At 73.6% G+C, this 22,755-nt stretch carries 22 protein-coding genes and 1 riboswitch; of the genes, 4 read left to right on the top strand and 18 right to left on the bottom strand.

Features of this window, described 5'->3' with window-relative positions; translation table 11 throughout:
• Positions 1-15: 15 nt before the first annotated feature.
• A complete protein-coding gene (locus ACFO60_RS30175) occupies positions 16-711 on the top strand; it encodes a TetR/AcrR family transcriptional regulator (protein ID WP_380846894.1) in 696 nt (231 codons plus the stop codon).
• A 132-nt stretch (positions 712-843) separates the two neighbouring features.
• Here ACFO60_RS30175 and ACFO60_RS30170 read toward each other — a convergent pair whose 3' ends face one another.
• The 17 genes from ACFO60_RS30170 to ACFO60_RS30090 all read right to left on the bottom strand — a co-directional run bounded on the left by ACFO60_RS30170 (position 844) and on the right by ACFO60_RS30090 (position 17,073).
• Entirely contained in the window at positions 844-1,815 is a 972-nt protein-coding gene (locus tag ACFO60_RS30170) for a bifunctional 5,10-methylenetetrahydrofolate dehydrogenase/5,10-methenyltetrahydrofolate cyclohydrolase (RefSeq protein WP_380846891.1), read from the bottom strand.
• A 12-nt stretch (positions 1,816-1,827) separates the two neighbouring features.
• Positions 1,828-1,911, bottom strand: a riboswitch (ZMP/ZTP riboswitch).
• A gap of 195 nt (positions 1,912-2,106) precedes the next feature.
• Positions 2,107-3,096: an aldo/keto reductase gene (locus tag ACFO60_RS30165; RefSeq protein ID WP_380846888.1), complete on the bottom strand. Its 990-nt coding sequence runs from the start codon at positions 3,094-3,096 to the stop codon at positions 2,107-2,109.
• Positions 3,097-3,206: 110 nt separating this feature from the next.
• Complete coding sequence (locus ACFO60_RS30160) at positions 3,207-3,671, bottom strand: DUF4383 domain-containing protein (protein WP_380846885.1); 465 nt, start codon at positions 3,669-3,671, stop codon at positions 3,207-3,209.
• A gap of 97 nt (positions 3,672-3,768) precedes the next feature.
• Positions 3,769-4,392: an Asp23/Gls24 family envelope stress response protein gene (locus tag ACFO60_RS30155; RefSeq protein WP_380846882.1), complete on the bottom strand. Its 624-nt coding sequence runs from the start codon at positions 4,390-4,392 to the stop codon at positions 3,769-3,771.
• Between the two features lie 3 nt (positions 4,393-4,395).
• Complete coding sequence (locus ACFO60_RS30150; protein WP_380846879.1) at positions 4,396-5,193, bottom strand: DUF6286 domain-containing protein; 798 nt, start codon at positions 5,191-5,193, stop codon at positions 4,396-4,398.
• Positions 5,190-5,675 (bottom strand): Asp23/Gls24 family envelope stress response protein, encoded by a 486-nt coding sequence (locus tag ACFO60_RS30145; protein WP_380846876.1) that lies wholly within the window; start codon positions 5,673-5,675, stop codon positions 5,190-5,192. The genes ACFO60_RS30150 and ACFO60_RS30145 overlap by 4 nt, the downstream gene beginning before the upstream one ends.
• Positions 5,672-5,863: a hypothetical protein gene (locus ACFO60_RS30140; RefSeq protein WP_380846873.1), complete on the bottom strand. Its 192-nt coding sequence runs from the start codon at positions 5,861-5,863 to the stop codon at positions 5,672-5,674. Before ACFO60_RS30140 ends, ACFO60_RS30145 begins: the two co-directional genes overlap by 4 nt.
• Before the next feature lie 79 nt (positions 5,864-5,942).
• Positions 5,943-6,308: an Asp23/Gls24 family envelope stress response protein gene (locus ACFO60_RS30135; protein ID WP_380846870.1), complete on the bottom strand. Its 366-nt coding sequence runs from the start codon at positions 6,306-6,308 to the stop codon at positions 5,943-5,945.
• Complete coding sequence (locus ACFO60_RS30130) at positions 6,305-6,772, bottom strand: Asp23/Gls24 family envelope stress response protein (protein ID WP_380846867.1); 468 nt, start codon at positions 6,770-6,772, stop codon at positions 6,305-6,307. The genes ACFO60_RS30135 and ACFO60_RS30130 overlap by 4 nt, the downstream gene beginning before the upstream one ends.
• A gap of 149 nt (positions 6,773-6,921) precedes the next feature.
• Complete coding sequence (locus ACFO60_RS30125; protein ID WP_380846864.1) at positions 6,922-8,643, bottom strand: ATP-binding cassette domain-containing protein; 1,722 nt, start codon at positions 8,641-8,643, stop codon at positions 6,922-6,924.
• Positions 8,640-10,682: an ABC transporter ATP-binding protein gene (locus tag ACFO60_RS30120; protein ID WP_380846861.1), complete on the bottom strand. Its 2,043-nt coding sequence runs from the start codon at positions 10,680-10,682 to the stop codon at positions 8,640-8,642. Before ACFO60_RS30120 ends, ACFO60_RS30125 begins: the two co-directional genes overlap by 4 nt.
• 99 nt (positions 10,683-10,781) lie before the next feature.
• Entirely contained in the window at positions 10,782-10,907 is a 126-nt protein-coding gene (locus ACFO60_RS30115) for a SapB/AmfS family lanthipeptide (RefSeq protein ID WP_380846858.1), read from the bottom strand.
• Between the two features lie 39 nt (positions 10,908-10,946).
• A complete protein-coding gene (locus ACFO60_RS30110; RefSeq protein WP_380824511.1) occupies positions 10,947-11,069 on the bottom strand; it encodes a SapB/AmfS family lanthipeptide in 123 nt (40 codons plus the stop codon).
• Between the two features lie 42 nt (positions 11,070-11,111).
• Positions 11,112-11,237, bottom strand: a complete 126-nt coding sequence (locus ACFO60_RS30105) for a SapB/AmfS family lanthipeptide (RefSeq protein WP_380846855.1) — start codon at positions 11,235-11,237, stop codon at positions 11,112-11,114.
• 6 nt (positions 11,238-11,243) lie between these two features.
• A complete protein-coding gene (lanKC, locus tag ACFO60_RS30100) occupies positions 11,244-13,955 on the bottom strand; it encodes a class III lanthionine synthetase LanKC (RefSeq protein ID WP_380846852.1) in 2,712 nt (903 codons plus the stop codon).
• Positions 13,956-14,758: 803 nt separating this feature from the next.
• A complete protein-coding gene (locus tag ACFO60_RS30095) occupies positions 14,759-15,430 on the bottom strand; it encodes a response regulator (RefSeq protein WP_380846849.1) in 672 nt (223 codons plus the stop codon).
• Positions 15,427-17,073 (bottom strand): ATP-binding protein, encoded by a 1,647-nt coding sequence (locus tag ACFO60_RS30090; protein WP_380846846.1) that lies wholly within the window; start codon positions 17,071-17,073, stop codon positions 15,427-15,429. Before ACFO60_RS30090 ends, ACFO60_RS30095 begins: the two co-directional genes overlap by 4 nt.
• Before the next feature lie 179 nt (positions 17,074-17,252).
• Here ACFO60_RS30090 and ACFO60_RS30085 point away from each other — a divergent pair, with 179 nt between their 5' ends.
• The gene (locus tag ACFO60_RS30085; protein WP_380846843.1) at positions 17,253-18,686 is read left to right on the top strand and encodes a cation:dicarboxylate symporter family transporter; all 1,434 of its coding nucleotides are present in this window, start codon (positions 17,253-17,255) and stop codon (positions 18,684-18,686) included.
• A 270-nt stretch (positions 18,687-18,956) separates the two neighbouring features.
• Positions 18,957-20,927 carry an aminotransferase class I/II-fold pyridoxal phosphate-dependent enzyme gene (locus tag ACFO60_RS30080; RefSeq protein WP_380846840.1) on the top strand — a complete coding sequence of 657 codons (1,971 nt, stop codon included), beginning with the start codon at positions 18,957-18,959 and terminating at the stop codon, positions 20,925-20,927.
• Here the strand turns inward: ACFO60_RS30080 and ACFO60_RS30075 are convergent.
• A complete protein-coding gene (locus ACFO60_RS30075) occupies positions 20,903-21,937 on the bottom strand; it encodes a serine hydrolase (RefSeq protein WP_380846837.1) in 1,035 nt (344 codons plus the stop codon). The genes ACFO60_RS30080 and ACFO60_RS30075 overlap by 25 nt on opposite strands.
• Positions 21,938-21,998: 61 nt before the next feature.
• Here ACFO60_RS30075 and ppgK point away from each other — a divergent pair, with 61 nt between their 5' ends.
• Entirely contained in the window at positions 21,999-22,751 is a 753-nt protein-coding gene (ppgK, locus tag ACFO60_RS30070; protein WP_380846835.1) for a polyphosphate--glucose phosphotransferase, read from the top strand.
• Positions 22,752-22,755 lie beyond the last annotated feature (4 nt).

Genomic DNA, 22,755 nt, shown 5'->3' with positions numbered 1-22,755 from the left:
TGTTAGCTTTCATTCATGTCGGTCGAGACGCTCAGCACCAGAGAGCGCGTCCTGCGCGCCGCCGCCGATCTGCTGACGCGGGGAGGCAGGGAGGCGGTCTCCACGCGCGCGGTCGGCGCTGCGGCCGGAGTCCAGGCCCCCACGCTGTACCGGCTCTTCGGCGACAAAGGAGGCCTGCTCGAGGCCGTGGCCTCGTACGGGTTCGAGGAGTACCTGTCGGCCAAGCTGACGATGGAGCGGTCGGGGGACCCGATGGCCGACCTTCGCCACGGCTGGGACCTGCACGTCGGCTTCGGCCTCTCACGGCCCGCCTTCTACGTGCTGATGTACGGCGAGGCCCGGCCCGGCGCCACTTCCCCGGCCGCCCGCGAGGCCGCGAAGATCCTCAGAGGGCTGATCGAGCGCATCGCCGCGGCCGGACGGCTGAGCCTGCCGGTGGACCGGGCGGCGGCGATGGTCCAGGCCGCCGGCGTCGGCGTCACGCTCAACCTGATCGCCACCCCTCTGGAGGAACGTGACCCTGAGCTGTCCGCCTTGACACGGGAGGCCGTGCTGAGCGCGATCACCACCGGCGCGGCCGGCCCCGGTGACGCCGCCGGCGTGACCGGCCACGCCGTGGCGCTCCAGGCGTTGCTCCCGCGGGACGACCCCCGCCTCAGCCCCGCCGAACGGGCCCTGCTGACAGAGTGGCTCGACCGCCTGGCACGCTGACCGCCCGCCCCGGCCGCCGTCACCGTGGCGCCCGGCACGTCAGCGCCGTCCGCCCGCGGCCGCGCCGCCCGGCTCGTCGATGTCCTCCCGGGCGCCCCGGCCGCCCGGGAACGCCGGCGTCGTGCTCGCGGGTCACCCCGCCGTGGCGGCGCTCGCGCGCTCGGCGGCCGTCACGGCGTTCTGGAACAGCATCGCGACGGTGGTGGGACCCACCCCGCCGACCCGGGGGGTGATCGCGCCCGCCACGCGCGCGCAGGACTCGTCGACGTCGGGCAGCAGGCGCCGCCCGGCGTACCGCACGCCGCCGCCGACCACCACCGACCCCGGCCTGACGTGCTCAGGGGTGATGATGCCCGGCACGCCCGCCGCGGCGATGAGGATGTCGGCGCGCAGCGTGTAGCGCGGCCAGTCGGGCACTCCGGTGTGGACGACGGTGACGGCGGCGTTCGCGGTCGGGCGCTTCTGCGCGAGCAGCATCGCCAGAGGCCGGCCCAGGGTGGCGCCGCGGCCGAGGATGACCACCTCCTTGCCGGCCACCGGGATCTCGTAGTGCGCCAGAAGCGCCTCGATGCCGGCGGGCGTGCAGGGAAGCGGACCCGGCATGCCGAGCGCCAGGCGTCCCATGTTGAGCGGGTGCATGCCGTCGACGTCCTTGTCGGGGTCCATGGACTGCAGTGCGCGGTCGTAGTCCAGGTGCCCGGGGACGGGGTGCTGCACGAGCAGCCCGTGGACGGCGGGGTCGGCGCTGAAGGCGGCGACGGCCGCGTGCAGGTCGGCCTGCGTCGCGGCCGCCGGCAGGTGCTCGTGCGGCGAGGCGAAGCCCAGCTCGGCGGCCTGCCGCTGCTTGATGCGGATGTAGCCGGCGCTGGCGTCGTCGTCGCCGACCAGGATCGTCGCCAGCGCGGGCGTCACACCCCGGCCTCTGAGGGCGGACACGCGCTCGGCGACGTCGGCGAGGATCGCCTCCGCCACCGGCCCGCCCGCGAGCACCCGCGCGGACGGCCGGGCGTCGCCGCCGGGGGAAGGCTCTTCCGCGGAGATCTCGTCGCCGGGGCCCGCGGAGCGGTGGCCGGGCGTGCTGGGTTCGCCGGGGAACGGGGACATGGCACTCCTCGCCGTGGGTGCCCAGGCGGTCGACCCCCACGAGCAGGCTCCCCGATGGTCGTTGCCATCCCCTTGCCGCCAGTCGCGTGACTCCAGCATGCCCGATCGGCCCGCTCCCATGCGAGTCACGCCCTCCGTGGACCCGGCCGGGGAGCGGCGTGATCGGATCCACGGCAGAGGGCCGGACTCGGCATGGATCATCGGACGCGGCGGGTCACGCGCGGCCGGGAACGGACGGAGCCGTTGCCCCGTGCCCATCAGCGGCCGGACGGAGTCGTCGCCGCGTGCCCGTCAGTGGCCGGCGGCGTCGAGCTTGGCGCGCTGTTCAGGAGTGAGCTCGAGGTCGGCGGCGGCGAGGGTCTCGTCGAGCTGGGCCACCGACGAGGCGCCGACCAGCGGGATCACGGGGACGTCCCCGCCGATCAGCCAGGCCAGCACCACCTGGTTCGCGGTGGCCCCGGTCTCCTTCGCCACCTCGCGCAGCGCGGCCAGCCGGGCGGGCGTTCCCGCATGGTCGTGGCCGTCGCCCAGGGGCCTGTCGTCGCGGACGTAGGCGCCCTTCAGCAGCGGCGAGTAGGCCACCATCGCCAGCTCCGGCTCGGCCCGCAGGTAGCTGAGCAGGTCGGGGCCGGTCACGCCCTGGTTGCCGTCCGGCGAGCGCAGGCTGGGCATGTCGGTGCGGTGCCGGAGGTAGCTGTGGTGGTACTGCAGCACCTCGTAACCGGGAAGCCCGGCCGCCGCCGCCAGGTTGCGGGCGCGCTCCACACGCCAGGCCCAGTGGTTGCTCACCCCGAGCAGCCCGACGGCGCCCTCGGCGACCAGGTCGGCGAACCCCTCGACGGTTTCCCGCAGGGACACCCTGGGGTCCTCGATGTGGGCGTACAGCAGGTCGAGGCGGTCCACGCCGAGCCGTTCCCTGCTGCGGTCGGCGGCCTCGCGGATCACCTTCGCCGAGAGCCCTTCGACGTCGGGGCCGAAGGTGGTGGTGGGGGCGAGCGGCCGCGCTCCGAGCTTGGTGGCGATGACGATCTCGTCGCCGACGCCGCGGTCACGCCGCCAGCGGCCGAGCAGCTCCTCGCTCTCGCCGCCCTGGGTGCCGTTGACCCAGAACGCGTAGTTGTCGGAGGTGTCGATGAAGGTGCCGCCGGCCTCGGCGTACCGGTCGAGGATCGCGAACGACGTCGCCTCGTCGGTGGCCGTGCCGAACAGCATGGCGCCGAGGCTGATCACGCTCACCTCGCGGCGCGTCTTCGGGTCGGTGCCGATCGTGCGGTATTTCACGGGGGGTCTCCTCTCGGCGTCCGGTCACCTTCCGTGACGCCTGAGCAGGATTGTGGCTCCTGGAGCGCACTCCAGGTCAACCCGCGAGACAACGACGCACGGGATGTCCGTCAGATGGGGAAGGGGCCTTTGCCGGAGCGTCCTGCTCCGCCGCGGGACAGGGCCATGCCGAGGCCGATCATGACGACGCCGAGCAGGAAGTGCAGCCAGTTGTCCGCGGTGTTGAACGGGACGAAGTTGGCCATGCTCTCGTGCCCGACCAGCAGGCCGTAGATCCACAGCAGCAGATAGATGACGCCGCCCCAGATCAGGAAGTTGCGGGCTCCGGTCCAGCTGCGGGCCATCGCGACGCCCGCGACGCCGAAGATCAGGTGCACGATGTTGTGCAGGATCGACACCTGGAACAGCCCCAGCAGATGGGCTCCCGACTGGTGCCCGGCGAACTTCATGGCGCCGTAGTCGGTGGTGATGCCGGGGATGAACCCGAGGATGCCGACCGCGAGGAAGATGATCCCTATGACGAGCGCGGCGGTCTGCAGCGGTGTCCTGGTCATCTGACGCGTGTGCGCACTCATGACGCCTCCTGCGTGGATCTTGCTGTTACGGATGGTGGTGGACGATGCCGGGCCGGGCGCCGGTCCGGCGCGCGGTGCGTACCGCCGGGAAGCGGCGTCAGTGGTGGGTGCGCACGGTGTGCATCCGTACCGTGGCGGGCAGCCGCTCGGTCTCCAGGGACCGCCGCAGCCGGGTCACCGCGCGCTGGATGCCCTGCCGGGCGGCGGCGGGGTCTGATTCGTCGGGCAGGACGACGGCCAGCGACAGGCTCGGCGCCCCGGGGGCGCCGCCGAGGCGCGCACGCACCCGTTCGCCGGGCGCGTGCCTTCCGTGCCGGCCGTGGCCGGTCGGCTGTCCGCCCACGGCCGCCGGTTCGTGCATGGTCTGCGCCAGGTCGTCCTCGATGGCCTCGGCGGCGGCCCTGGCCGACAGGTGCGTGGCGCCGTGCCCGGGGTCCTCCTCCAGGTCCAGGTGGCGGATGGCGCTCGTGCGCACCTGCAGGAACAGCCAGCGCAGGGCGAGCAGTCCGATCACGAGCGCGGCGACGGCGACGGCGGGCCAGAACCAGGCGTTGCGTGCCGCGAACGCGGTGACCCCGCCGGAGACGACCCGCTCGCCGGGCGCGCCGAGCAGTCCGAGGCCCTTGGCCAGCGCGGCGGCGCCCGCCAGGATCAGGACCAGGCCGGTGATCGCCAGCCCGGTGCGGTTGACGCGGGCGTGGCCGGTGCTGGAGCGGTTCACCGCTCATTCCCCCTTCCGGCGCACGGCGACCCGTACGCGCATGGGCCGCAGCGGGCGCAGTTCGGTCAGACGGTCCTCGACGGCCTGGCCGACCTGGCCGGGCAGGCCTTCCGGGTCGCGGAGCGGGGTCGCGACCGTCACCTCCGCGCGGTGCCGCCGCAGCCGCACCCGCGCTCGCGAGACGCCGTCCACCGCCGCCGCCACGGCGGCGAGGTGGCGGCGCAGGCCGGCGCGGGTGATGCCGGTGACCGTCTGCGGGTCCTCCGACGCCAGCGCGACCAGCCGGGCGCGGCCGGGAGTCAGCGCGGCGATCAGCAGCAGGAGGCCGAGCAGGCAGGCCACCGCCGCGGTCGTGAGCGTCGCGGGGTCGTCCCAGCGGGCCCGGCCGAGCGGGGCGAGCCAGGACAGCGTGGGCAGCCGCGTCCGCGCGCCGGCCCCCGCCGCCACCGCGCCGACCAGCGTGACGACGGCGGCCGCCGCGATGAGGATCGCGACCAGCGTGGCGGGAAGCGTCCGGTGCGAGCGGAACGCCCGCGCCGCCGCCCTGCGCCGCGCCCGGTCGCCGGGCGCCCATTCCTGGTCGCCCGCCATGGGGACGGTGTCGTCCGTCGCCGGCGGGCCGGCCGGCTCATGCCGGGACATGGCGCCCGCCGCCGGCTCGCGGCCGGGCGCCTCCATCGCCGGGTGGCCCGTCGCGGGGTCGCCGGTCGGCGGGTGGCCCATCGCCGGGCCGCCCGTCGCCGGGCCGCCCGTCGCGGGACGCGGGCGGGGGTCGCGGTCGCCGGGGCCTGGTGTGGTCACCGCACGCGCCTCCCTTGCTCCTCCGGGTGGATGAGGCGGGCGACGTCGATGTCGACCTGCCGCGCCTCCAGGCCGGTCAGTTCCCTGACGCGGCTCACGACGTGCTCGCGCACCCGGTGGACGACCTGGCGGATCGGCGCGGGGTAGGTCACCGACAAGGTCACCCGCAGGATGGCCAGCCGGCCCTCCACATGGCCGCTGACCCGCGGAGCGGTCCGCTCGGTGTCGCGTCCGAGCGGGACGCCGAGCATGCGCGGCGCGGCCCCTCCGACGTGCTCGACCTCGCCGGCCGCGCGGGCCGCGACCTGTTCCAGGACCCGGTCGGAGATGCCGGTGTGCCCGCGTCCCTCCAGGGACGCGCCGGCGCCCGCGGCCGTCTCCGGCGCGGCGCCGCGCGTCCTGGCGGGAGGCGCGGCCGTTCCGACGCCACCGGGCGCCGCTGGACCGTGGGCCGGTCCCGGCCGGCTCGGCTCGGTGTTCATGTGCGTCTCCGGCCGCCCAGCATGCCGCTCATGTCGAGGTCGCCGGCCATCGCCCGGCCGACCAGGAAGCCCAGTACGCCGAGCACCAGGACCACCAGGAACGCCAGGAGGCCGCCCACCACCACGGCGAACCCGAGCGCGGTCCCGAACAGCAGTCCGACCGCCGGCCATAGACGGTTCTCTCCCATTTCGCTCACCTTCCACTGTCCACTGTCTGGAGCGCCGCCGCCTGTGCGGCGGCGCACGCCGGCGCCGCCGGCCCGGTCCTCACCCGCCCGTCTCGGGACGATCCGCCTGCCCGCCTTCCGCGCCTTCCGGGGCGGTGGGCTCCTGCCCGGGCAGGGCGATGTCGTCGATGCGGATGTGGACCGGCAGTCCCGGCACCAGAGGTTCGACCGCCGCGCGCACCTCGGCGGCGATCTCGGCGAGCGGCCGGCCGTACCGCGCGACCACGGCCACCTCGACCTCGGTGTCCCGCACGGCCACCCCGGCGACCGTGCGGCCGGCGAGGTAGGTGGCGACCGGCCCTCCGGCGAGGGAGGCGACGTCCGGGCAGCCTTGCACCGCCCGGGCGACGCGGTCGGCCAACCCCTCCACGCCGGGCTTCTCGCGGACGCCCGTCGGCGGCGTCATCGGACCCGGGCCTCCTGGGGCTCGCCGGCCTCCTCGCCGGGCAGGTGGAGGTCGTCCACGGTGATGTTGACCTCGGTGACCTCAAGGCCGCACATGTTCTCCACGGCGTCGATCACGTTGCGGCGGACCCCGGCCGCGAGGTCGGGGATGGACACTCCGTACTCGACGATCACATCGAGATCGGCCGCGGCCTGGTGCTCGCCGACCTCGACCGCGACGCCCTGCGTGCTGGCCGTGCCGCCGCCTCCGGTCAGGGCCTCGCGTACCGCGCCCAGAGCCCGGGACATGCCCGCGCCGAGGGCGTACACCCCGGACACCTGGCGGGCCGCCATACCCGCGATCTTGGCCACCACGGTGTCGGCGATCATCGTCCTGCCGTGCTCGCTGTCGAGTTCGGCGCTCCCTCGGTGCGCCATCGGCCGGGCGGTCGTGACATCGGGCGCCTGGGCCTTCGTCTGGTTCATCTGTGTGCTCACCTCGTCGCCTCCGTTCCAGCAGGACTGGCCTGCGTCGCCGAATAGGAAGGCACAACCGGCGTAAGTGAGCACGTACCCGTGAATAAGGAGATATATGGTTATTTACGGTAAATGTCTGATTATCTGCGTGGGTTCGATCAGCTCCGGGCGTCCGCGCCGGCAGGGGCGTCCCACCGGCCCATCAGGTCCCGGTAGAGCCCCGAGGCGGCGACCATCTCCTCGTGCGTCCCCGCCCGCGCACGCGAGCCGTCCATGACCAGAACCCGCTTCGCGCGCAGTGCCGAGGTGAGCCGGTGGGCGATCACGATGAGCGTCCCGCCGCGGGCGGCGAACGCCTCTTCGGCCCGCGCCTCGGCCGCCGGGTCCAGATGGCAGGTCGCCTCGTCGAGCAGGACCAGCCGCGAGGGCGACAGGTAGGCGCGGGTGAGCGCGATGAGCTGGCGCTCTCCCGACGACAGCTCGCCGGGGTCCACCTCGGCGTCGTAACCGCCGAGCCTTCGGGCCAGGTCCGCCATGCCGACCGCCTCGGCCGCCCGGTCCAGCTCCGCCCGCGATCGGGCGCCCGACAGGTAGGTCAGGTTGTCGCCCAGCGTGCCGCGGAACACGTAGGCCTCCTGCGGGATCAGGACCCGGGCGCGGCACATGGCGGCGCGGTCCATCTCCTCGACCGCCACCCCGTCGATGAGCACCCGGCCGGCGCTCGGGCGCAGGATCCCGGCCACCAGCGCCGCCACCGTCGACTTCCCGATGCCGCTCGGCCCCACGACGGCGAGATGGTCGCCCTCCGCCACCGCCAGGTCCAGGCCGGAGACCACCGGGTCGGCGCCGGGCCCGTAGGCGAAGGTGACCTCGCGCAGCCGCAGGGACGTGCCCTTCGGCACGCCCGCGCGGCCGGTCGCGGCCTCCGCCGGGGGACGGGCGCTGGTCGCCGTGATCCGCTGGAGCGCCGTGACCAGGCGCACGCCGTTCACACCCGCGCCCTGGACGAGGCTCCCCAGGGCCGGGGTGAGCGACTGCGCGATGTAGGTGAGGGTGCCGAGGACGACCCCTGCGGTCGCGCCCTGCCGCACCAGCGCCGGCGTGGCGATCAGCACCAGCAGGATGGGCAGCCAGCCGCCCACGGCGAGCGAGACGGTGCGCACGGCCGTGAGCCGGGCGAGCGTCCGGGTGGCGCGCGCCTGGCGCTCGACGTCCCGCCCGACCTCGGCGGCCACGCGGTCCTCGGCCCCGCACGCCGTGACGTCCCGCAGGCCCTCCACCACGGCGGCCAGGGACGCGGACGTCCGCTCCTCGGCCAGGATGAGCTCGCGCTGAGCCCGCGCCATCGCCGGCAGCGAGAGCGCGAACATCGCCAGGCCCGCCGCCAGCGGCAGCAGCACCAGCGGCAGCACGGCGCCCATCAGCGTCAGCACGCCGAGCATCACCCCGGTGACCGAGAACAGGAACGACCTCACCACGGCGATCACGGCCCCGAACGAGTCGCGGGCCAGTTCCACCTGGCGGTTCATCCGCGCGACCGCGGCGGTGTCCGGCCGGAGGCCCGAGGAGGCGGCGCCGTGCAGCGCGCCGTCCACGACGCGCCGCAGCAGTTCGTCCCGGAACGGCTCGACGATCCCCGCGATCGCCAGCAGCACCTGCCGGGCGCCGAGCGCCGCGGCCAGCCAGGCGGCGGCCAGCACGGCCAGCCAGCCGAGGCCGGTCACCGGCCGCCCGGCCGCGAACCCGTCGTCCAGGGCGTGCGCGATGGCCTGCCCGGAGGCGAACGACGGCGCGGCCTCGGCGAACGACCAGCCGAGCAGGCGCGCCATCTGGCGAGGCCGCGCGCGCACGGCCCGCCACAGCAGCTCGCGGACGTTCATGTGCGCTCAGCCACCGGGACGCCGCGGGCCGCCCGCGGGGCGGCGGAGGCCGCGTCCGCCTCCACGCGGCCACCGCCCGTCGCGCCGTCCGGCGGAGGCGGCGGTACGGGCGGGTGAGGGCGAGCCGCCGTCCGGGGAGACGGGCGACCGGGGGAGGGGGCCGGGCCGTCCGCTGCCGGGTGCACGGCGTCGCGGGCCGGCTGTCCGGCGTCGCCGGGGCGGGCCGGGCCGGGCTGCGGGGAGGGGTCGGCGACCTGGAAGACGGCGCGGTAGGCGGGGTCGTGCCACAGCGTCTCGTGCCTGCCGCGGGCGCGGATCCGCCCGTCCTCCAGCCAGACGACCAGATCGGCGCGCGCCGCCGTCGCGGCCCGGTGGGCGACGATCACCCTGGTGCGGTCGCGCAGTTCCTCGGTGAGGGCCCGGGCCACCTGGTACTCGGTGACGGTGTCCAGGCTGGAGGTGGCGTCGTCCAGGATCAGCAGCCTGCCGCCGTGGGTGAAGGCCCTGGCCAGGCCGACGCGCTGCCGCTCGCCGCCCGACATCGGGGCCTCGCCGATCGGCGTTTCGTACGAACGGGGGAGTTTGCGGATGAACGGATCGGCCGCGGCGGCCCGCGCGGCGGCCGTGGCCGCGCCCGCGGGGCGGCCCACGGCGATCGCCTCGCCCAGCGTGCCGCCGAAGAGCACCGGCCGCTCGAAGGCGTAGCCGACGGCCTGTCGCAGGGCGGCACGGCCGAGCCGGCGCAGCGGTACCCCGTCGAGCAGCACTTCGCCCTCGTCGGGGTCGACCAGCCGCCCGGCGACGGCGGCGAACAGGGACTTGCCGCTGCCCGATCTGCCGACCACGGCCAGCGCGGCGCCGCCCGGCACGCTCAGCCCGACGTCGCGCAGCGCGGGCCGCCCGTCCACGCGCACCGTCACGCCCCGCAGCTCCAGGCGCCCTCGCTCCCCGTCCGCGCCGCCCTCGGCGGGCGGCCCGTCGTCGATGTACAGCGCGTCGTACCTGCCGTGCCTGTCGTCCCTGGTGGGCAGGCGGGCGTCGCCGTAGGTCAGCGCGGGCCGGTCGAGGACCTCTCGGACGCGGCGGGCGGCCGAGCGGGCGCGGGCCAGGCGGTTGAGGTAGCCGAGCGCCGAGCCGATCCCGGCGCCGAGGACGGCGTACCGGGCGGCGGCGAACAGGTCTCCGACGCTCATCTCGCCGGCGGCCAGCCGGAACCCGCTCACGCCGATGACGGCGATCTCCAGCAGCGGCACGACGATGGCCGCCTGGACGCCGGCGCGGGCGTTCACCCGCCACAGGGCCATGCCGTGGGCGTGCAGACGTGGCAGCGGCCCCAGCACACGCCGGACCTCGAGCCGTTCCGTGCCGGCCGCCGCGATGGTGCGCGCCCCGGACAGCGCGTCGATCAGCCGGGCGGCGATGTCGCTCTGCGCCTCCTGGTACCCCGTGGCGACGGCCGTGCTCTTGCGGAGGAACGCGCGCAGGACCACCCCGATGAGGGTCAGGCCCACCACGAAGGCCGCCGCGGGCCAGAGGTCGATGAGGGCGAGCGCGATCAGGGAGCCGGCCGCGGGGACGAGCAGCGACACGGCGGTGATCAGCGCCTCGGGGGCCGCGCCGACCTCCTCGGTGTTGGAGCCGGCCCGGGTGACCAGGTCGCCGGCGGAGAAGCGACGGGAGATGGCGGGGCCGACGCCGAGAACGTGCCGGACCACCCGCAGGCGCAGCAGGCGCGAGGCCTGGGCGCCGCCCGCGCCGGCCGCGAAGACGGCCACGGCGTCGCACGCCACCAGCGCGACGACCAGGCAGACGCAGTACAGAAGGGGGCCGCCGGACAGGAAGGAGAGGCCGGACAGGATGCCGCCGGGCGGAGAGGAGTCGCCGCCCTGGCCGCCGGGAGCGACGAGGACGTCCACCGCCGCGCCCAGCGCGGCCGGGAGCAGCAGCTCGACGACGGCGCCGGACAGCGCGGTGACCGCGTACACGGCGGGCCACCGGCCGCTCCGGCGGAGCACCTCGAAGAGAAGCCCGTCCGACATGGCAAAGGTTTCCCCTCCGGGGTCAGCGGGAATGGACAGGCCTGGAGCGGCCGGATGAGGGCCGCCCCAGGCTCTGGCTCAGATATCAGTGCTCAGATATCAGCCGCAGAGGATGCTCAGGCTGCTGTTCTCGTGGGGGGTGCACCCCACGAGGCTCAGGTTGCTGCCGCCGCCGCCGTGGCCGCCGCCGGGGATCTCCATGTCCTGCAGGTCGAGAAGCGCCATTCGAGTCACGCCCTTTCGTCGTACGTGGGAGGGTTGAGGTCAGCCGCAGAGGATGCTGAGGCTGCTGTTCTCGTGGGGGGTGCACCCCACGAGGCTCAGGTTGCTGCCGCCGCCGCCACCGCCGGTCGGGATCTCCATGTCCTGCAGGTCGAGAAGCGCCATTCGAGTCACGCCCTTTCGTCGTACGTGGGGGGAAGGTCGGGCTCAGCCGCAGAGGATGCTGAGGCTGCTGTTCTCGTGGGGGGTGCACCCCAGGAGGCTCAGGTTGCTGCCGCCGCCGCCGCCACCGCCGGTCGGGAGCTCCATGTCCTGCAGGTCGAGAAGCGCCATTGAAGATCACCTCCTTCCTGTGCTCGTCGGGTCCACCGCTCCGGCGGGAGTGCCGGAGGGGGAGATCAGGGGGACGGTCACCGGCCGGTCGTGCAGCACGGCGCCCAGTGCGAGAAGGACGCCGGCCGTGCCGGTCGCCAGGTCCATCGACAACCGCAGCAGCTGGTTGCCGGGGAAGGCGAGCCCGCCGCCGTAGGGCATGGCATGCCAGCCGAGCCGTGCGATCTGGCCGGCCACCTCGGGGGAGTCCCGGTCCACGCCGGGCCGCAGTCCGAGGGTGAGGGCCGCGATCATGCCGGCCCGCCCGGCGAACAGGCCTGACTGCACGTAGTAGTCCAGGGTCGCCACCGGGCCGATGTCCGACAGGGCCTGCCGGAAGTCCTCGTCGTCGCGGTGGGCCAGATAGCGGGCGAGGACGACGCCGATGCCCGCCGAGCCCTCGTCCAGGTAGGGGTTGGTCCGCCAGCTCTGCTGCACCTGGAGCTGCCCGTCGGAGCGCCGGGTGCAGCGGCGCAGGTCCTGCCGCAGCGCGACGTCCGCGTGCTCCAGCAGGGCGGTGTCGCCGGTCGTCTCGTACGCCCGCAGGAACAGCAGCGCGGGGCCCGACGAGCCGCGCATCAGCCCGGCGTGCGGATTGCCGCCGCCGCTGACCTCCGCCACGCTGTCGACCGCGCCGAGGCGGGCGGCCACCATGTCGACGATCTGCAACGCGGTCGCCGTCAGCTCGCGGTCGCCGGTCGTCTCGCCCAGGTGCAGCAGGTTCAGCCCCATGCCGGACAGGCCGGCGTACAGGCTCTGGCCGAGCTGCTCCCATCTCTCGCGCAGGCACAGGGTGACCAGTTCCAGGGCGTCCTGCCTGCGGCCGAGCGCCTCGAAGGCGTAGGCCACGCCGTGCAGGCCGTCGTAGAAGCCGAGGCCGGTACCCGGTTTCGGCGCCATGGCGCGTTCGCGCAGCCAGGCCTCGTACTCGGGGAACCGGCCGGCGCCGGTCTCGGCGAGCGCGTACAGCACGCCCGCCGCGCCGTTCGCCAGGTTGAGTCCGCCGCCCGGCTGGAACTGCGCCGCGTCGCCGGGGAACAGCCGGTCGTCGCGCTCCGGGGTCACCGAGGCGAGGATGGCCCGGCGCGCCGCCTGCCGGACCGAGGTCCAGGAGGCGCGGCCCGGCATCGGCAGCCGGCTCATCGCGTTCAGGTCATGGGCCGGGGAGGCCGTGCGCGCGGGAGTGGTCCCGGTGGGCGCCGCGGAGGCCGGTGGCTCGGGCGCGGGCGCCTCCTGTGCGGTGGAGGACGCCGGCGCGGCGTGGCCGGGGTCGCCGCCGAGGATCGTGCGCACGGCCTCCTCGACGAACGCGTGCGGCACCGGGAAGGTGTCGCGCACGAGCTCGGCCAGATGGATGACCTTGGCGCGCTGCAGCGGGATCAGCACCGTGGACATGGGGGCGAACAGGTTCAGCCGCATGCAGGCGAGGGCGTACCGGTCGGCCGCGATGCCGACCCGGTCAGAAGGCGGGCAGAAGCCCGGGTGGGCGAGGGTGGGCCGGGCCTTGTTCTCGGCCAGGCTGGCGACCTCGAAGTCGATCAGTACGACGCGGTCGTCCTCGACCAGGACGTTGAACGGGTGCAGGTCGCCGAAGACGACCCCGCGCCCGTGCAGCGCGGTCACCGCCCGATCCACGCGGGCCAGCATGTCGAGCGCCCATTCGGTGTACTCGGCGGCGTCCTCGGGAGTGAGGGTGGCGCGGGTCAGGGGGTGCCGGTGCACCGACTCCTGGCTCAGCGTCGTCCCGTCGATGAACTCCTGGACCAGGAAGTGGTGCTCGCCGAGGGTGAAGTAGTCGTACAGCGCGGGGACGACGTCCAGCCCTTCCAGGCGGCGAAGGATGTCGGCCTCGTGGCCCAGGCGGGCCACCGCGTCGCGGCCGGCGGCGTCGAGCCCGGCGTGCGGCCTGGCCTCCTTGAGCACGACCGCGCGGCCGGTGCGGGTGTCCCTGGCCTTGTAGACGCCGCCGCCGTTGGAGAAGTGAAGCACCTTCTCGATCTCGTACGGCCTGCCGGCGAAGGTCACCGCGTTGCGGGCCTCGAGGTGCGGCTTGAGGAAGTCGGGCAGAGTCACGAAGGACGGCGGCGAGAAGGACGGCCCGCGGCGGTCGGGCACCAGGGCGCCGTCCGCGTCGGCGATCGCGAGCACCCGTTCCCGGTTGCCTGTCAGGCAGTAGCGCTCGGCGAACCCGCCATAGCGCACGTACAGGGGGCCGTCGCCGTAGCGCAGGTCGCTGAGGATGTACGGGCCGCGGACGCCGTGCAGCAGCTCGTCCAGCTCCTTGAGCACGAGCTCCAGCTCGGCCTCGTCGGCCGGGTAGATCGTGACCAGCTTGCCGCTGCTGCCGCGTTCTGCGTACTTGGAGTTGAGCATCATGACCACGCGGGGCCCGCGCAGGAACTTGAAGCTGAGCCGGCGGCCGACGCAGTAGTCCCAGACCGTGGCGAGGGTCTTCTCGGCGTCGTCGAGGCGGGCCGAGATGTGAATCTTCCATCCCTGAAGGGGAAGGGAGAGGTCCTCAGGGCCGTAGTGCAGCCAGGTGTCCGTGGCGCGATGCTGCCAGCCGACCGGCACGTCCTTGCTCGCTATGGGAAAGTCGGGATACTTCGTACGCTGATTGTCAAGGGTGTCGTAAAACAGTGGATCGGCGAGGCAATAGATCTCGTACCTGTCGATCACGTCTCGCACCCCTCTCTTCGCTCGGTCCGGCTAAGCGCTAAGAGGAGAGTTACGGATAGCCCCAGCCGTGCCTAGTGACCGGACCCATAGTCGGTATATGCGAGTGTCACTATTCGTATCGTGATAACTGTCATAGTTATCTGGCTTGACCAGTGATCCTGTCTGGAGCACACAATGTCGATGACATTGCGAAAAGTCGAGGGTTGACATGCTTTGCCGATCGCTGGCGGGGGTTCTGTGCCGTGTCGTCCCGGGCGCTCGGCTCTCGGTGGGCTGCCGGCGCGTAGGGATCGACCTCGGAGCCTCAAGGCCAGGGACTGGGTGTTTGCGGCGGTTTACTTAATTTTGGGCGATGTGTTGTGCCAGTTCGGTCGGCGCCGTATCTCGTTGACATCGCGAGTGTCGATGTAATACAGAATGCGGTTCGGGTGCCGGGGCAAAAGTGCGGGCGCCGCCGGACGCTGAGGAGAAATGTCCAATTTCTCCGCTCTGGGGCGAGCGGGAACCGCCCCACGGTCAAAGAGGGAAGCGCGACGCCGATGGGCCTGATCCGCATACGCGAATTCCGGCGCCGAGTCGACCGTCCGATGACAAGGGAACGGCTCGTGGAGCACGCCGAACGCAAAGGACGCGGATGACCGGAAGATCGCGCGCTGCGGCGGCCCCCCCGGCGAGGACGGCGAAGGAGCGAACGGCACCGGCAGGGAAACCGGCCCGGTCCTGACGGCATGAGTAAACCGCCGAGCAGCTGCTGAGATTGTGTGGCGGACCCGCCGCCGGGCGGTCACCGCGCCCGGGCGGGCTCAGACGCTCTGGTACAGCAGCTCCGGCCGCCCGAGCCCTCCGTACTGAGGGACGCGGCGCGCCATGCCGGTGCCGACGAGGTGCTCCAGATAGCGGCGGGCCGTCACCCGCGAGACCCCGATCGCGGCGCCCATGGCCTGCGCCGACATCCCGCCTGGAGTCCTGCGCAGTTCGCCCGCCACCGCCTCCAGCGTCGGCTCGGCCATTCCCTTGGGCAGGGGAGTGCGCGCGGTCCCCCGCAGCGCCGACAGCGCCCTGTCGACCTCTCCCTGGCCGATGACCTCGCCCGCCCCGTCCATGGAGGACCGGAAGTCGCCGTACCGCCTGAGCCTCTCGCTGAGCGCGGCGAAGGTGAACGGTTTGAGCAGGTACTGCACGACCCCGACCGACACCGCGGAGCGGACGACCGACAGATCCCGCGCGGAGGTGACGGCGATGACGTCGCAGAAGACGCCCGCCGCCCGCAGCGCCCGGCACACGTCCAGCCCGTGCATGTCCGGCAGGTACAGATCCAGCAGGACCAGATCGGCCGGCCGGCGGCGCAGGAAACGCAGGGCCTCGCCGCCCGAGCGGGCCACGCCCACGACCTGGAAGCCGGGCACCCGCTCGACGAAGACGCGGTTGGCCTCGGCTGTGAGCTCCTCGTCCTCGACGATCAGCACGGAGATCACGGCGACCCCCCGGGCGCGCCGGGCCCGCCGGGCAGCGGGAGGCGCACGGTGAAGACGGCCCCCTGCCCGCCCTCGTCACCCTGGCCGCCCTCGTCACCTTGGCCGCCACGGCCGATCTCGATCGCGCCGCCGAGACGGCGCACCGCCTGGCCGGCCATGGCCAGCCCGAGCCCCCGGCCGTCCCCCTTGGTGGTCCAGCCGCGCCGGAAGACGTCCTGGACGGCCGCGGCGTCGACGCCCGGCCCGCTGTCGCTCACCTGGACCAGGAACGCGCCGTCCGCGGCGCTCAGATGGACGCGCACGCGGGCGGGGGCGGGGCCGCTCATGGCGGCCTCCACGGCGTTGTCGACCAGATTGCCGAGGATGGTCACCAGGTCGCGGCTGTCGAGGCTGACGTCGTCGAGCTCGCTGCCGGGGCTGATCGCCAGCTCCACGCCGCGTTCGGCGGCCTCGGCCGTCTTGCCGAGGAGCAGCGCCGCCAGCACCGGCTCGCGCACGGCGCCGACGACACGATCGGTGAGCTGCTGCGCGGTCCGCAGCTCGGCGGTGGCGAAGGCGACGGCCTGCTCGGTGCGTCCGAGCTCCACCAGGGTGACCACAGTGTGCAGCCGGTTGGCCGCCTCGTGCGCGGCCGAGCGCAGCGACTCGGCGAAGCCGCGTTCGGCGTCGAGCTGGCCGGTGAGCGCCTGCAACTCCGTGTGGTCGCGGAGCGTCACCACGGTGCCGAGCGACCGGGCCCCCGAGCGCACCTCGGCGGAGCTGACCACGAGCACCCGGTCGCGGGTCAGGTGGATCTCGTCGGCCCGGTTCTCGCCGGAGGCCAGCGACCCGGCCAGCGAGGAGGGCAGGCCCAGCTCGGCCACGGGACGCCCTTCGGCGTCCGGCGGCAGCCCGAGCAGCTCCCGGGCCCCGTCGTTGGCCAGCGTCAGGCGGCACTCGCCGTCGATGAGCAGCAGCCCTTCGCGGACCGCGTGCAAGATCGCGTTGTGGTGCTCGTACATGCGGTTCAGCTCAGAGGACCGCAGGCCGTGCGTGTGGCGGCGCAGCCGCGCCCCCACCAGATAGGTGCCCGCGGTGCCGGCCGACAGGCCCACCGCCCCGGTCAGCAGCGCCGCGGTGACCTGCTCGCGGAGCTGGGCGCTGATCTTGTCGACGATGATCCCGGTGCTCACCAGCGCGCGCACGCGCCCCGCGGCGTCCCGCACGGGCGTGACGGCCCGCACCGAGGGGCCGAGCGTGCCGGTGTAGGTCTCGGTGAAGGTGCGGCCCGCGAGGGCCTCGGCGGTGTTGCCGAGGAACTGCCCGCCGATGCGCCGCGGGTTCGGATGGGTGAACCTGCGCCCCCGCGTGCTCATGATCGTGATGAAGTCCATGCCGGCCTCGCGCCGGACCCGCTCGGCGTACGGCTGGAGGACGGCCGAGGGGTCGGGGTCGTCCAGCGCGGCGAGCACGGCGGGGGAGTCGGCGACGCTGATCGCCATCCTTCTGCTCGTGCTCGCGGCCTGCTCGGTCAGCAGCCTGCCGGTGTGCATGAACGCCAGGACGGTGCCGCCCGCCACGGTGACGCCGACGACGAAGATCTGCAGCACGAGCATCTGCCGCGCCAGGCTCCATCGTCGCAACCGGGAGCGGATCTCGGTCAAGGCTCACCTCCGCCGGGTCGCCCGGTCCGCCGCGCACAGGGGCGGGGCGTCACCGTGCGGTGACGGCGACAAACGAAATGTACGCAATGGTGACCCACGTCACTCCCTCGGCGCATAGTCACTCGATCGAACTTCCATTCCTCATGCGAACGTATGCGGAGCAAGACAAGGAGCGTCGCGTGACGACGACGTCAGCCCCGGTGCGCCGGGACCCCACCCGATATCTTTACATCGCCGTCGTCGTGGCGGTGGTGGCCGGCATCCTGGTGGGCCTGCTCGCCCCCGACGCCGGCGTCGCCCTGAAGCCCCTCGGCACGGCCTTCGTGGCGCTGATCAAGATGATGATCAGCCCGATCATCTTCTGCACCATCGTGCTCGGCGTCGGCTCGGTCGCCGAGGCCGCCAAGGTCGGCAAGGTGGGCGGCCTGGCCATCGGCTACTTCCTGGTCATGTCCACGATCGCGCTGATCATCGGCCTGGTCGTCGGCAACCTGATCCACCCCGGCGAGGGTCTGCAGCTCACCGACGCGCTGCGGAAGGCGGGCGAGGAGCAGGCGGCCAAGGGCGACGCGAGCGACACCGTCTCCTTCCTCGTCGGCATCATCCCCACCACCTTCCTGGCGGCGCTCACCGGGAGCCAGGTGCTGCAGACCCTGCTCGTCGCGCTCCTCACCGGGTTCGCGCTGCAGCGCATGGGCCCGCGCGGGGTCCCCATCCTGCGCGGCCTCGAGCACGTCCAGCGGCTCGTCTTCCGCATCCTCGCCATGATCATGTGGGCGGCGCCGGTCGGCGCGTTCGGCGCCATGGCGGCGGTGGCCGGCGCGGGCGGAGTGGAGGCACTGCGGAGCCTGGCCGTCCTCATGGGCGCCTTCTACCTGACCTGCCTGCTGTTCGTCGGGGTCGTCCTCGGGACGATCCTCTGGCTGGGCGCCCGGATCAGCCTGCCGTCCCTGCTGCGCTACCTCGGCCGGGAGTTCCTGCTGATCCTTTCGACCTCCTCCTCGGAGTCGGCGCTGCCGCGCCTGATCGCCAAGATGGAGCACCTCGGCGTGAGCCGCGCCGTCGTCGGCATCACCGTGCCCACCGGGTACTCCTTCAACCTCGACGGCACCGCCATCTACCTCACGATGGCGACGTTGTTCGTCGCCAGCGCCACCGGCGCCCCGCTGTCGGTGGGGGAGCAGATCGCGCTGCTGGTCTTCATGATCATCGCTTCGAAGGGCGCGGCGGGCGTCACAGGGGCCGGGCTGGCGACGCTCGCCGGCGGCCTCCAGTCGCACCGGCCCGGCCTGGTCGACGGCGTCGGCCTGATCGTCGGCATCGACCGGTTCATGTCGGAGGCCCGTGCGCTGACCAACTTCGCCGGCAACGCGGTGGCCACCGTGCTGATCGGCACGTGGGTCAAGGACTTCGACCGCGAGCGCGCCAAGGAGGTGCTGTCCGGGCGCGCCCCCTTCGACGAGGCCACGTTCGTGGACGACCACGGGCCGGACGAGGCGCACGGCCCCGGCACGGGGAACGGGAACGACCCCGCGGGGCCGCGCGACGGCGACGCCCCGGACACCACCCCCGGGCGGCCGGCGCGGACCGGGGACCGGTCCGTCACCTCCTGAAGACGCCCGCCGGGGCGGCGAAGCGGCCGGGGGGCGTGTCCGCAATCCGTGCACGGCGGGCGGAACCGGTGATCGCCGGGCCGCGTCGAACCGGTCATCGGCGGGCCGCGCCGAACCCGTGGCCGCCGGGGCGGCGGGCCCGTGTCCAGTGGGCCCGTGTCCGGCGGGGCCGCACGCGAATCGGGATGAACCCGTGACGCCCCGGCCGCGTACCTCAGGGTGTCGCGCCCGCGGACGCCCGTCGTAACGCCGTCATGGAGGAGACCTCTGTTGGCAGGTTCCACCGATCTCAGCCTGCTGCGCGCCGAGGCGAACGGCACGTCGTCCTCGTACCAGCGCGGGACCGGCGGGGCACCGGAGGCCCCGGTGGACTTCCGCCTCCCGTGCAACCCGTACTTCCCCACGCCCGAGATGTTCGACATCCTCGGGCGCAACGCCGCCACCGTCCTGCGGCACCACCCGAGCGACGCCGCCGACGTCGCCGCCGAGCTGAGCGCGGCACTCGGGCTGAAGCCGCAGACGGTCGTCATGGGCAACGGCACGAGCGAGCTGATCACCTGGATCGACCACCTCCTCGTCCAGGAGAGCCTCGCCGTCCCCATCCCGACCTCCGGCCGCTGGACCGGTCAGCCGCTGGACACCGGCAAGCGCGTCGACATGTACCCCCTCCAGGAGGACCAGGGCTTCGCGCTCGACGTGGAGGCCTACACGCGGTTCGTCCGCAGGCGCGGGTCGCGGGTCGCGGTGATCTGCAACCCCAACAACCCCGACGGCGGGCACCTGCCCCGCGCGCGGGTCGTCGAGCTCCTCGACACCCTCGCGGACCTCGACCTGGTCGTGGTGGACGAGTCCTACGCCGACTTCGTGGACGCCGAGGCCGTCCCGAGCGTGGCCGCGGAGGCCGCCATCAGGCCGAACGTGATCGTGCTGCGGAACCTGGACCGGGCGTTCGGGCTTCCCGGCGCCCGCCTCGGCTACCTGGTCGCCAACCCGGCGCTCGCGGAGAAGATCCGGCGGATGCTGCCCCGGTGGAACCTCAACTCCTACGCCGAGTCGCTGGTCTTCATGCTCAGGGACCACATGCGGGACTACCGGGAGAGCCTGCGCATGATGGCCGAGGACCGCCGGTCGATGTTCCAGCGGCTCTCGGCGCTGCCCGGGGTCACGGTGTACCCCTCGCAGGCGGACTTCCTGATGGTGCGCCTGCCCGAGGGCAAGGACGGGCGGGCGTTGAGCGGGCAGCTGCTGTCGGCGCACAACCTGCTGGTGCGCGACTGCGGCGACAAGCTGGGCTCCAGCAGCGACTTCCTGCGGCTGGCGGTGCGCGGCCGCGAGGACGTGCAGCGCCTGATCGACGGGCTGCACTCCTCCCTGTTCTCCGTCGGCAACGGCCGGGCCACCGCCGCCATCGGCGCCTCCTCCTCCGCCTACACCTCCGCCCCGCCGTCCTCCCGCACGGACGCTTATACGACGCAGTCCTCCTGGTCGGACGCTTACACGGCGCCGTCGTCCCGGTCCGACGCCTATGCGACGCCGCCGTCTCGTACGGACGCCTACGCCGCGCCGTCGGCCGCCGCCAAGGAGCCGGTCGCCTATCTGACCGAGCCGTCCTCGGCGACCTCGTCGGCCTACCTCCCCGTGACGCCGGCCCAGGTGTCCTACACCAAGGACCCGGCCCCTGCCTCCTACCGCGCGGAGCAGTCCTCCTACAGCTCGGACCCGGCTCCCGTCTCCTACCGGTCGGACCCGGCGGCGGCCTCCTACCGCCTGGAGCCGTCTCCTTACAGCTCGGATCCGGCTCCCGGCTCTTACCGGCCGGAGTCGGCCTACCGATCGGAACCGGCGTCGTCGTACCGGTCGGACCCGGCGTCGGCCTACCGCTCAGAGCCGGAGTCGGCCTACCGATCGGAACCGGCCTACCGGTCGGAACCGGCGTCGTCGTACCGGACAGAGCCGGCGTCGTCGTACCGGTCGGAGCCGGCGTCGGCGTCGTCCTACGAGTGGGAGGTTCCGTCGTCCTACCGGCGCGACGCCCCGGCGGGTCCCGGCCGGCGGGAGGACACCTCCGCGGGCTCAGCGCCTACCGACCCGTTCGTGGTCGGCAGGGACGACCCCCGGCACGGCCGCCTGGATCCGCTGGACACCTCGACGAGGTGGACGTTCGACGAGAACACCGCTCCCTTCGACGCCGTGCTGGGCACCCGCGCGGACGGCCGTCAGCGCGGCCGGCCCGCCTGGTAGACCTGCTTGGTGAGCGCGGTCAGCCGTACGGCGGAGTTCGCGTACGAGGCGCCCGCCGGCTGGAGGGTGAGCACCACGATGATCAGGCGGTCTCCCGCGCCGGCCAGGCCGGTGGTGTGCAGCACCGGGCGGGCCAGGTTCACCGGAGGCCGTCCGGACGTGCCCGCGCTCCCGGTGGCGACCGCGGCGTCCGCCACCGCCGCGTCCGTCGCCGCGGTCGCCACCGGGGCGTCGGCCGCCGCGGGAATCACGGTCCCGGACGCGTCGCCGGGAATCGCGGCGCCGGGCGCGTCGCCGGAGGGCGTGGGGGCGACCGCGGCGGTGGCCGAGCCGCCGGCCCGCGAGCCGGAGCAGCGCACGGCCGGGGTGGCGCCATAGCCGGACCACCCCTGCTTGACCGCCCACGGCCGCGGCACGGCGCTCGGGATGCCGAAGGACTGGTCGAAGTCGTCGCTGGCGCATCGCGTGGCCTGACGAAGGTGGCCGAGGATGAGGCTCCGGGCACCGGCGTCGGCCCGGTCGAGCAGGTAGCGGTAGGTGCGCACGACGTCGGAGGCGCTGAGCGCGGTGTAGCCCCAGAAGCCGGGGTGGGAGGCGGGCGGCGGGCCGGTGTCCTTCAGGCCCATCCGGCGCACCATGCGGTCGATGATCGCCCGCTGGCCCCCGCGCCGCCAGAACGCCGAGGCGGCGTCGTCGTCGCTGGAGCGCAGCATCCGCTTGAGCAGCTCCCGGTCGGCGGCGGAGATCGCCCGGCCGGGCGCGCGCGACTCGAGGAAGTCCAGCGCGATGAGGATCTTCACCACGGAGGCCGACCGGTAGCGGCTGTGCACGTTGTGGGCGAGCCGCGTCGTGCGCGTCGTCCGGTCGAAGACCATGTAGCTCGCGGTCGTGCCGGCCGGGACACGGGGGACGGCGGGCGCGGCGGGCGCCTCGGCGGCGCCCGCCGCCCGCCCCGGCAGGCATGCCATGGTGAGCGTGGCGGACAGCAGCATCGTCAGCGGTCTGAGCATGTACGGCATCATGCGCACGATAGCGGTAATAAGAGGCTGACGGGTTCGACGAGGAGTGGACATGAATGTGCTGGGAATCGACATCGGCGGATCGGGCATCAAGGGCGCCCCGGTCGACACGGCGCGCGGTGCGTTGTCGCAGGAGCGCCTCCGGGTGCCGACGCCCAGTCCGTCCGCTCCCAAGGAGGTCGCCGGGGTCGTCCGGCAGATCGTGGAGCACTTCTCCTGGACGGGGCCGGTCGGGGTGACCTTCCCCGGGGTCGTGGTGGACGGGGTGACCAAGACGGCGGCGAACGTCGACTCCGCCTGGATCGGCCTGGACGCGCGCGAGCTGTTCTCCGGCGCGACCGGCACGGACGTCACCGTGGTCAACGACGCCGACGCGGCGGGCGTCGCCGAGGCCCGGTTCGGCGCCGGACGCGGCCGCGCGGGGCTGGTGGCGATGTTCACCTTCGGCACCGGCATCGGCAGCGCGCTGATCGTGGACGGCCTGCTCGTCCCCAACACCGAGTTCGGGCACATCGAGATCGACGGGCACGAGGCCGAGCACCGCGCCTCCGACAACGCCCGCGAGAAGCACGACCTCAGCTGGGAGCAGTGGGCCGGGCGGGTGCAGAAGTACCTGGAGCACATCCAGGCACTGCTGTCGCCGTCGCTGATCGTCATCGGCGGCGGCGTGAGCAAGAAGGCCGACAAGTTCCTGCACTACATCGATCTGCCCGGCACGCCGGTGGTCCCGGCGACGCTGCTCAACGAGGCGGGCATCATCGGGGCCGCGCTCGCCGCCGAGGCAGCCGGGCACGCGCGTCGCTGACCGC

This window comes from Sphaerisporangium dianthi, from assembly GCF_042654065.1.
Taxonomy (GTDB): Bacteria; Actinomycetota; Actinomycetes; order Streptosporangiales; family Streptosporangiaceae; genus Sphaerisporangium; species Sphaerisporangium dianthi.
Note: the sequence above shows the minus strand (reverse complement) of the source record. Positions and strands in the feature narration are given on the sequence as shown.

Excerpts from the sequence above, each read along its gene's own strand:
- ACFO60_RS30105 (WP_380846855.1), bottom strand. The coding sequence starts at position 11,237 with ATGGCGCTTCTCGACCTGCAGGACATGGAGCTCCCGACCGGCGGTGGC.
- ACFO60_RS30130 (WP_380846867.1), bottom strand. The coding sequence starts at position 6,772 with ATGAACCAGACGAAGGCCCAGGCGCCCGATGTCACGACCGCCCGGCCG.
- ACFO60_RS30115 (WP_380846858.1), bottom strand. The coding sequence starts at position 10,907 with ATGGCGCTTCTCGACCTGCAGGACATGGAGATCCCCGGCGGCGGCCAC.
- ACFO60_RS30075 (WP_380846837.1), bottom strand. The coding sequence starts at position 21,937 with ATGCTCAGACCGCTGACGATGCTGCTGTCCGCCACGCTCACCATGGCA.
- ACFO60_RS30140 (WP_380846873.1), bottom strand. The coding sequence starts at position 5,863 with ATGGGAGAGAACCGTCTATGGCCGGCGGTCGGACTGCTGTTCGGGACC.
- ACFO60_RS30160 (WP_380846885.1), bottom strand. The coding sequence starts at position 3,671 with ATGAGTGCGCACACGCGTCAGATGACCAGGACACCGCTGCAGACCGCC.
- ACFO60_RS30145 (WP_380846876.1), bottom strand. The coding sequence starts at position 5,675 with ATGAACACCGAGCCGAGCCGGCCGGGACCGGCCCACGGTCCAGCGGCG.
- ACFO60_RS30135 (WP_380846870.1), bottom strand. The coding sequence starts at position 6,308 with ATGACGCCGCCGACGGGCGTCCGCGAGAAGCCCGGCGTGGAGGGGTTG.
- ACFO60_RS30170 (WP_380846891.1), bottom strand. The coding sequence starts at position 1,815 with ATGTCCCCGTTCCCCGGCGAACCCAGCACGCCCGGCCACCGCTCCGCG.
- ACFO60_RS30110 (WP_380824511.1), bottom strand. The coding sequence starts at position 11,069 with ATGGCGCTTCTCGACCTGCAGGACATGGAGATCCCGACCGGCGGTGGC.
- ACFO60_RS30120 (WP_380846861.1), bottom strand. The coding sequence starts at position 10,682 with ATGTCGGACGGGCTTCTCTTCGAGGTGCTCCGCCGGAGCGGCCGGTGG.
- ppgK (WP_380846835.1), top strand. The coding sequence starts at position 21,999 with ATGAATGTGCTGGGAATCGACATCGGCGGATCGGGCATCAAGGGCGCC.
- ACFO60_RS30175 (WP_380846894.1), top strand. The coding sequence starts at position 16 with ATGTCGGTCGAGACGCTCAGCACCAGAGAGCGCGTCCTGCGCGCCGCC.
- ACFO60_RS30125 (WP_380846864.1), bottom strand. The coding sequence starts at position 8,643 with ATGAACGTCCGCGAGCTGCTGTGGCGGGCCGTGCGCGCGCGGCCTCGC.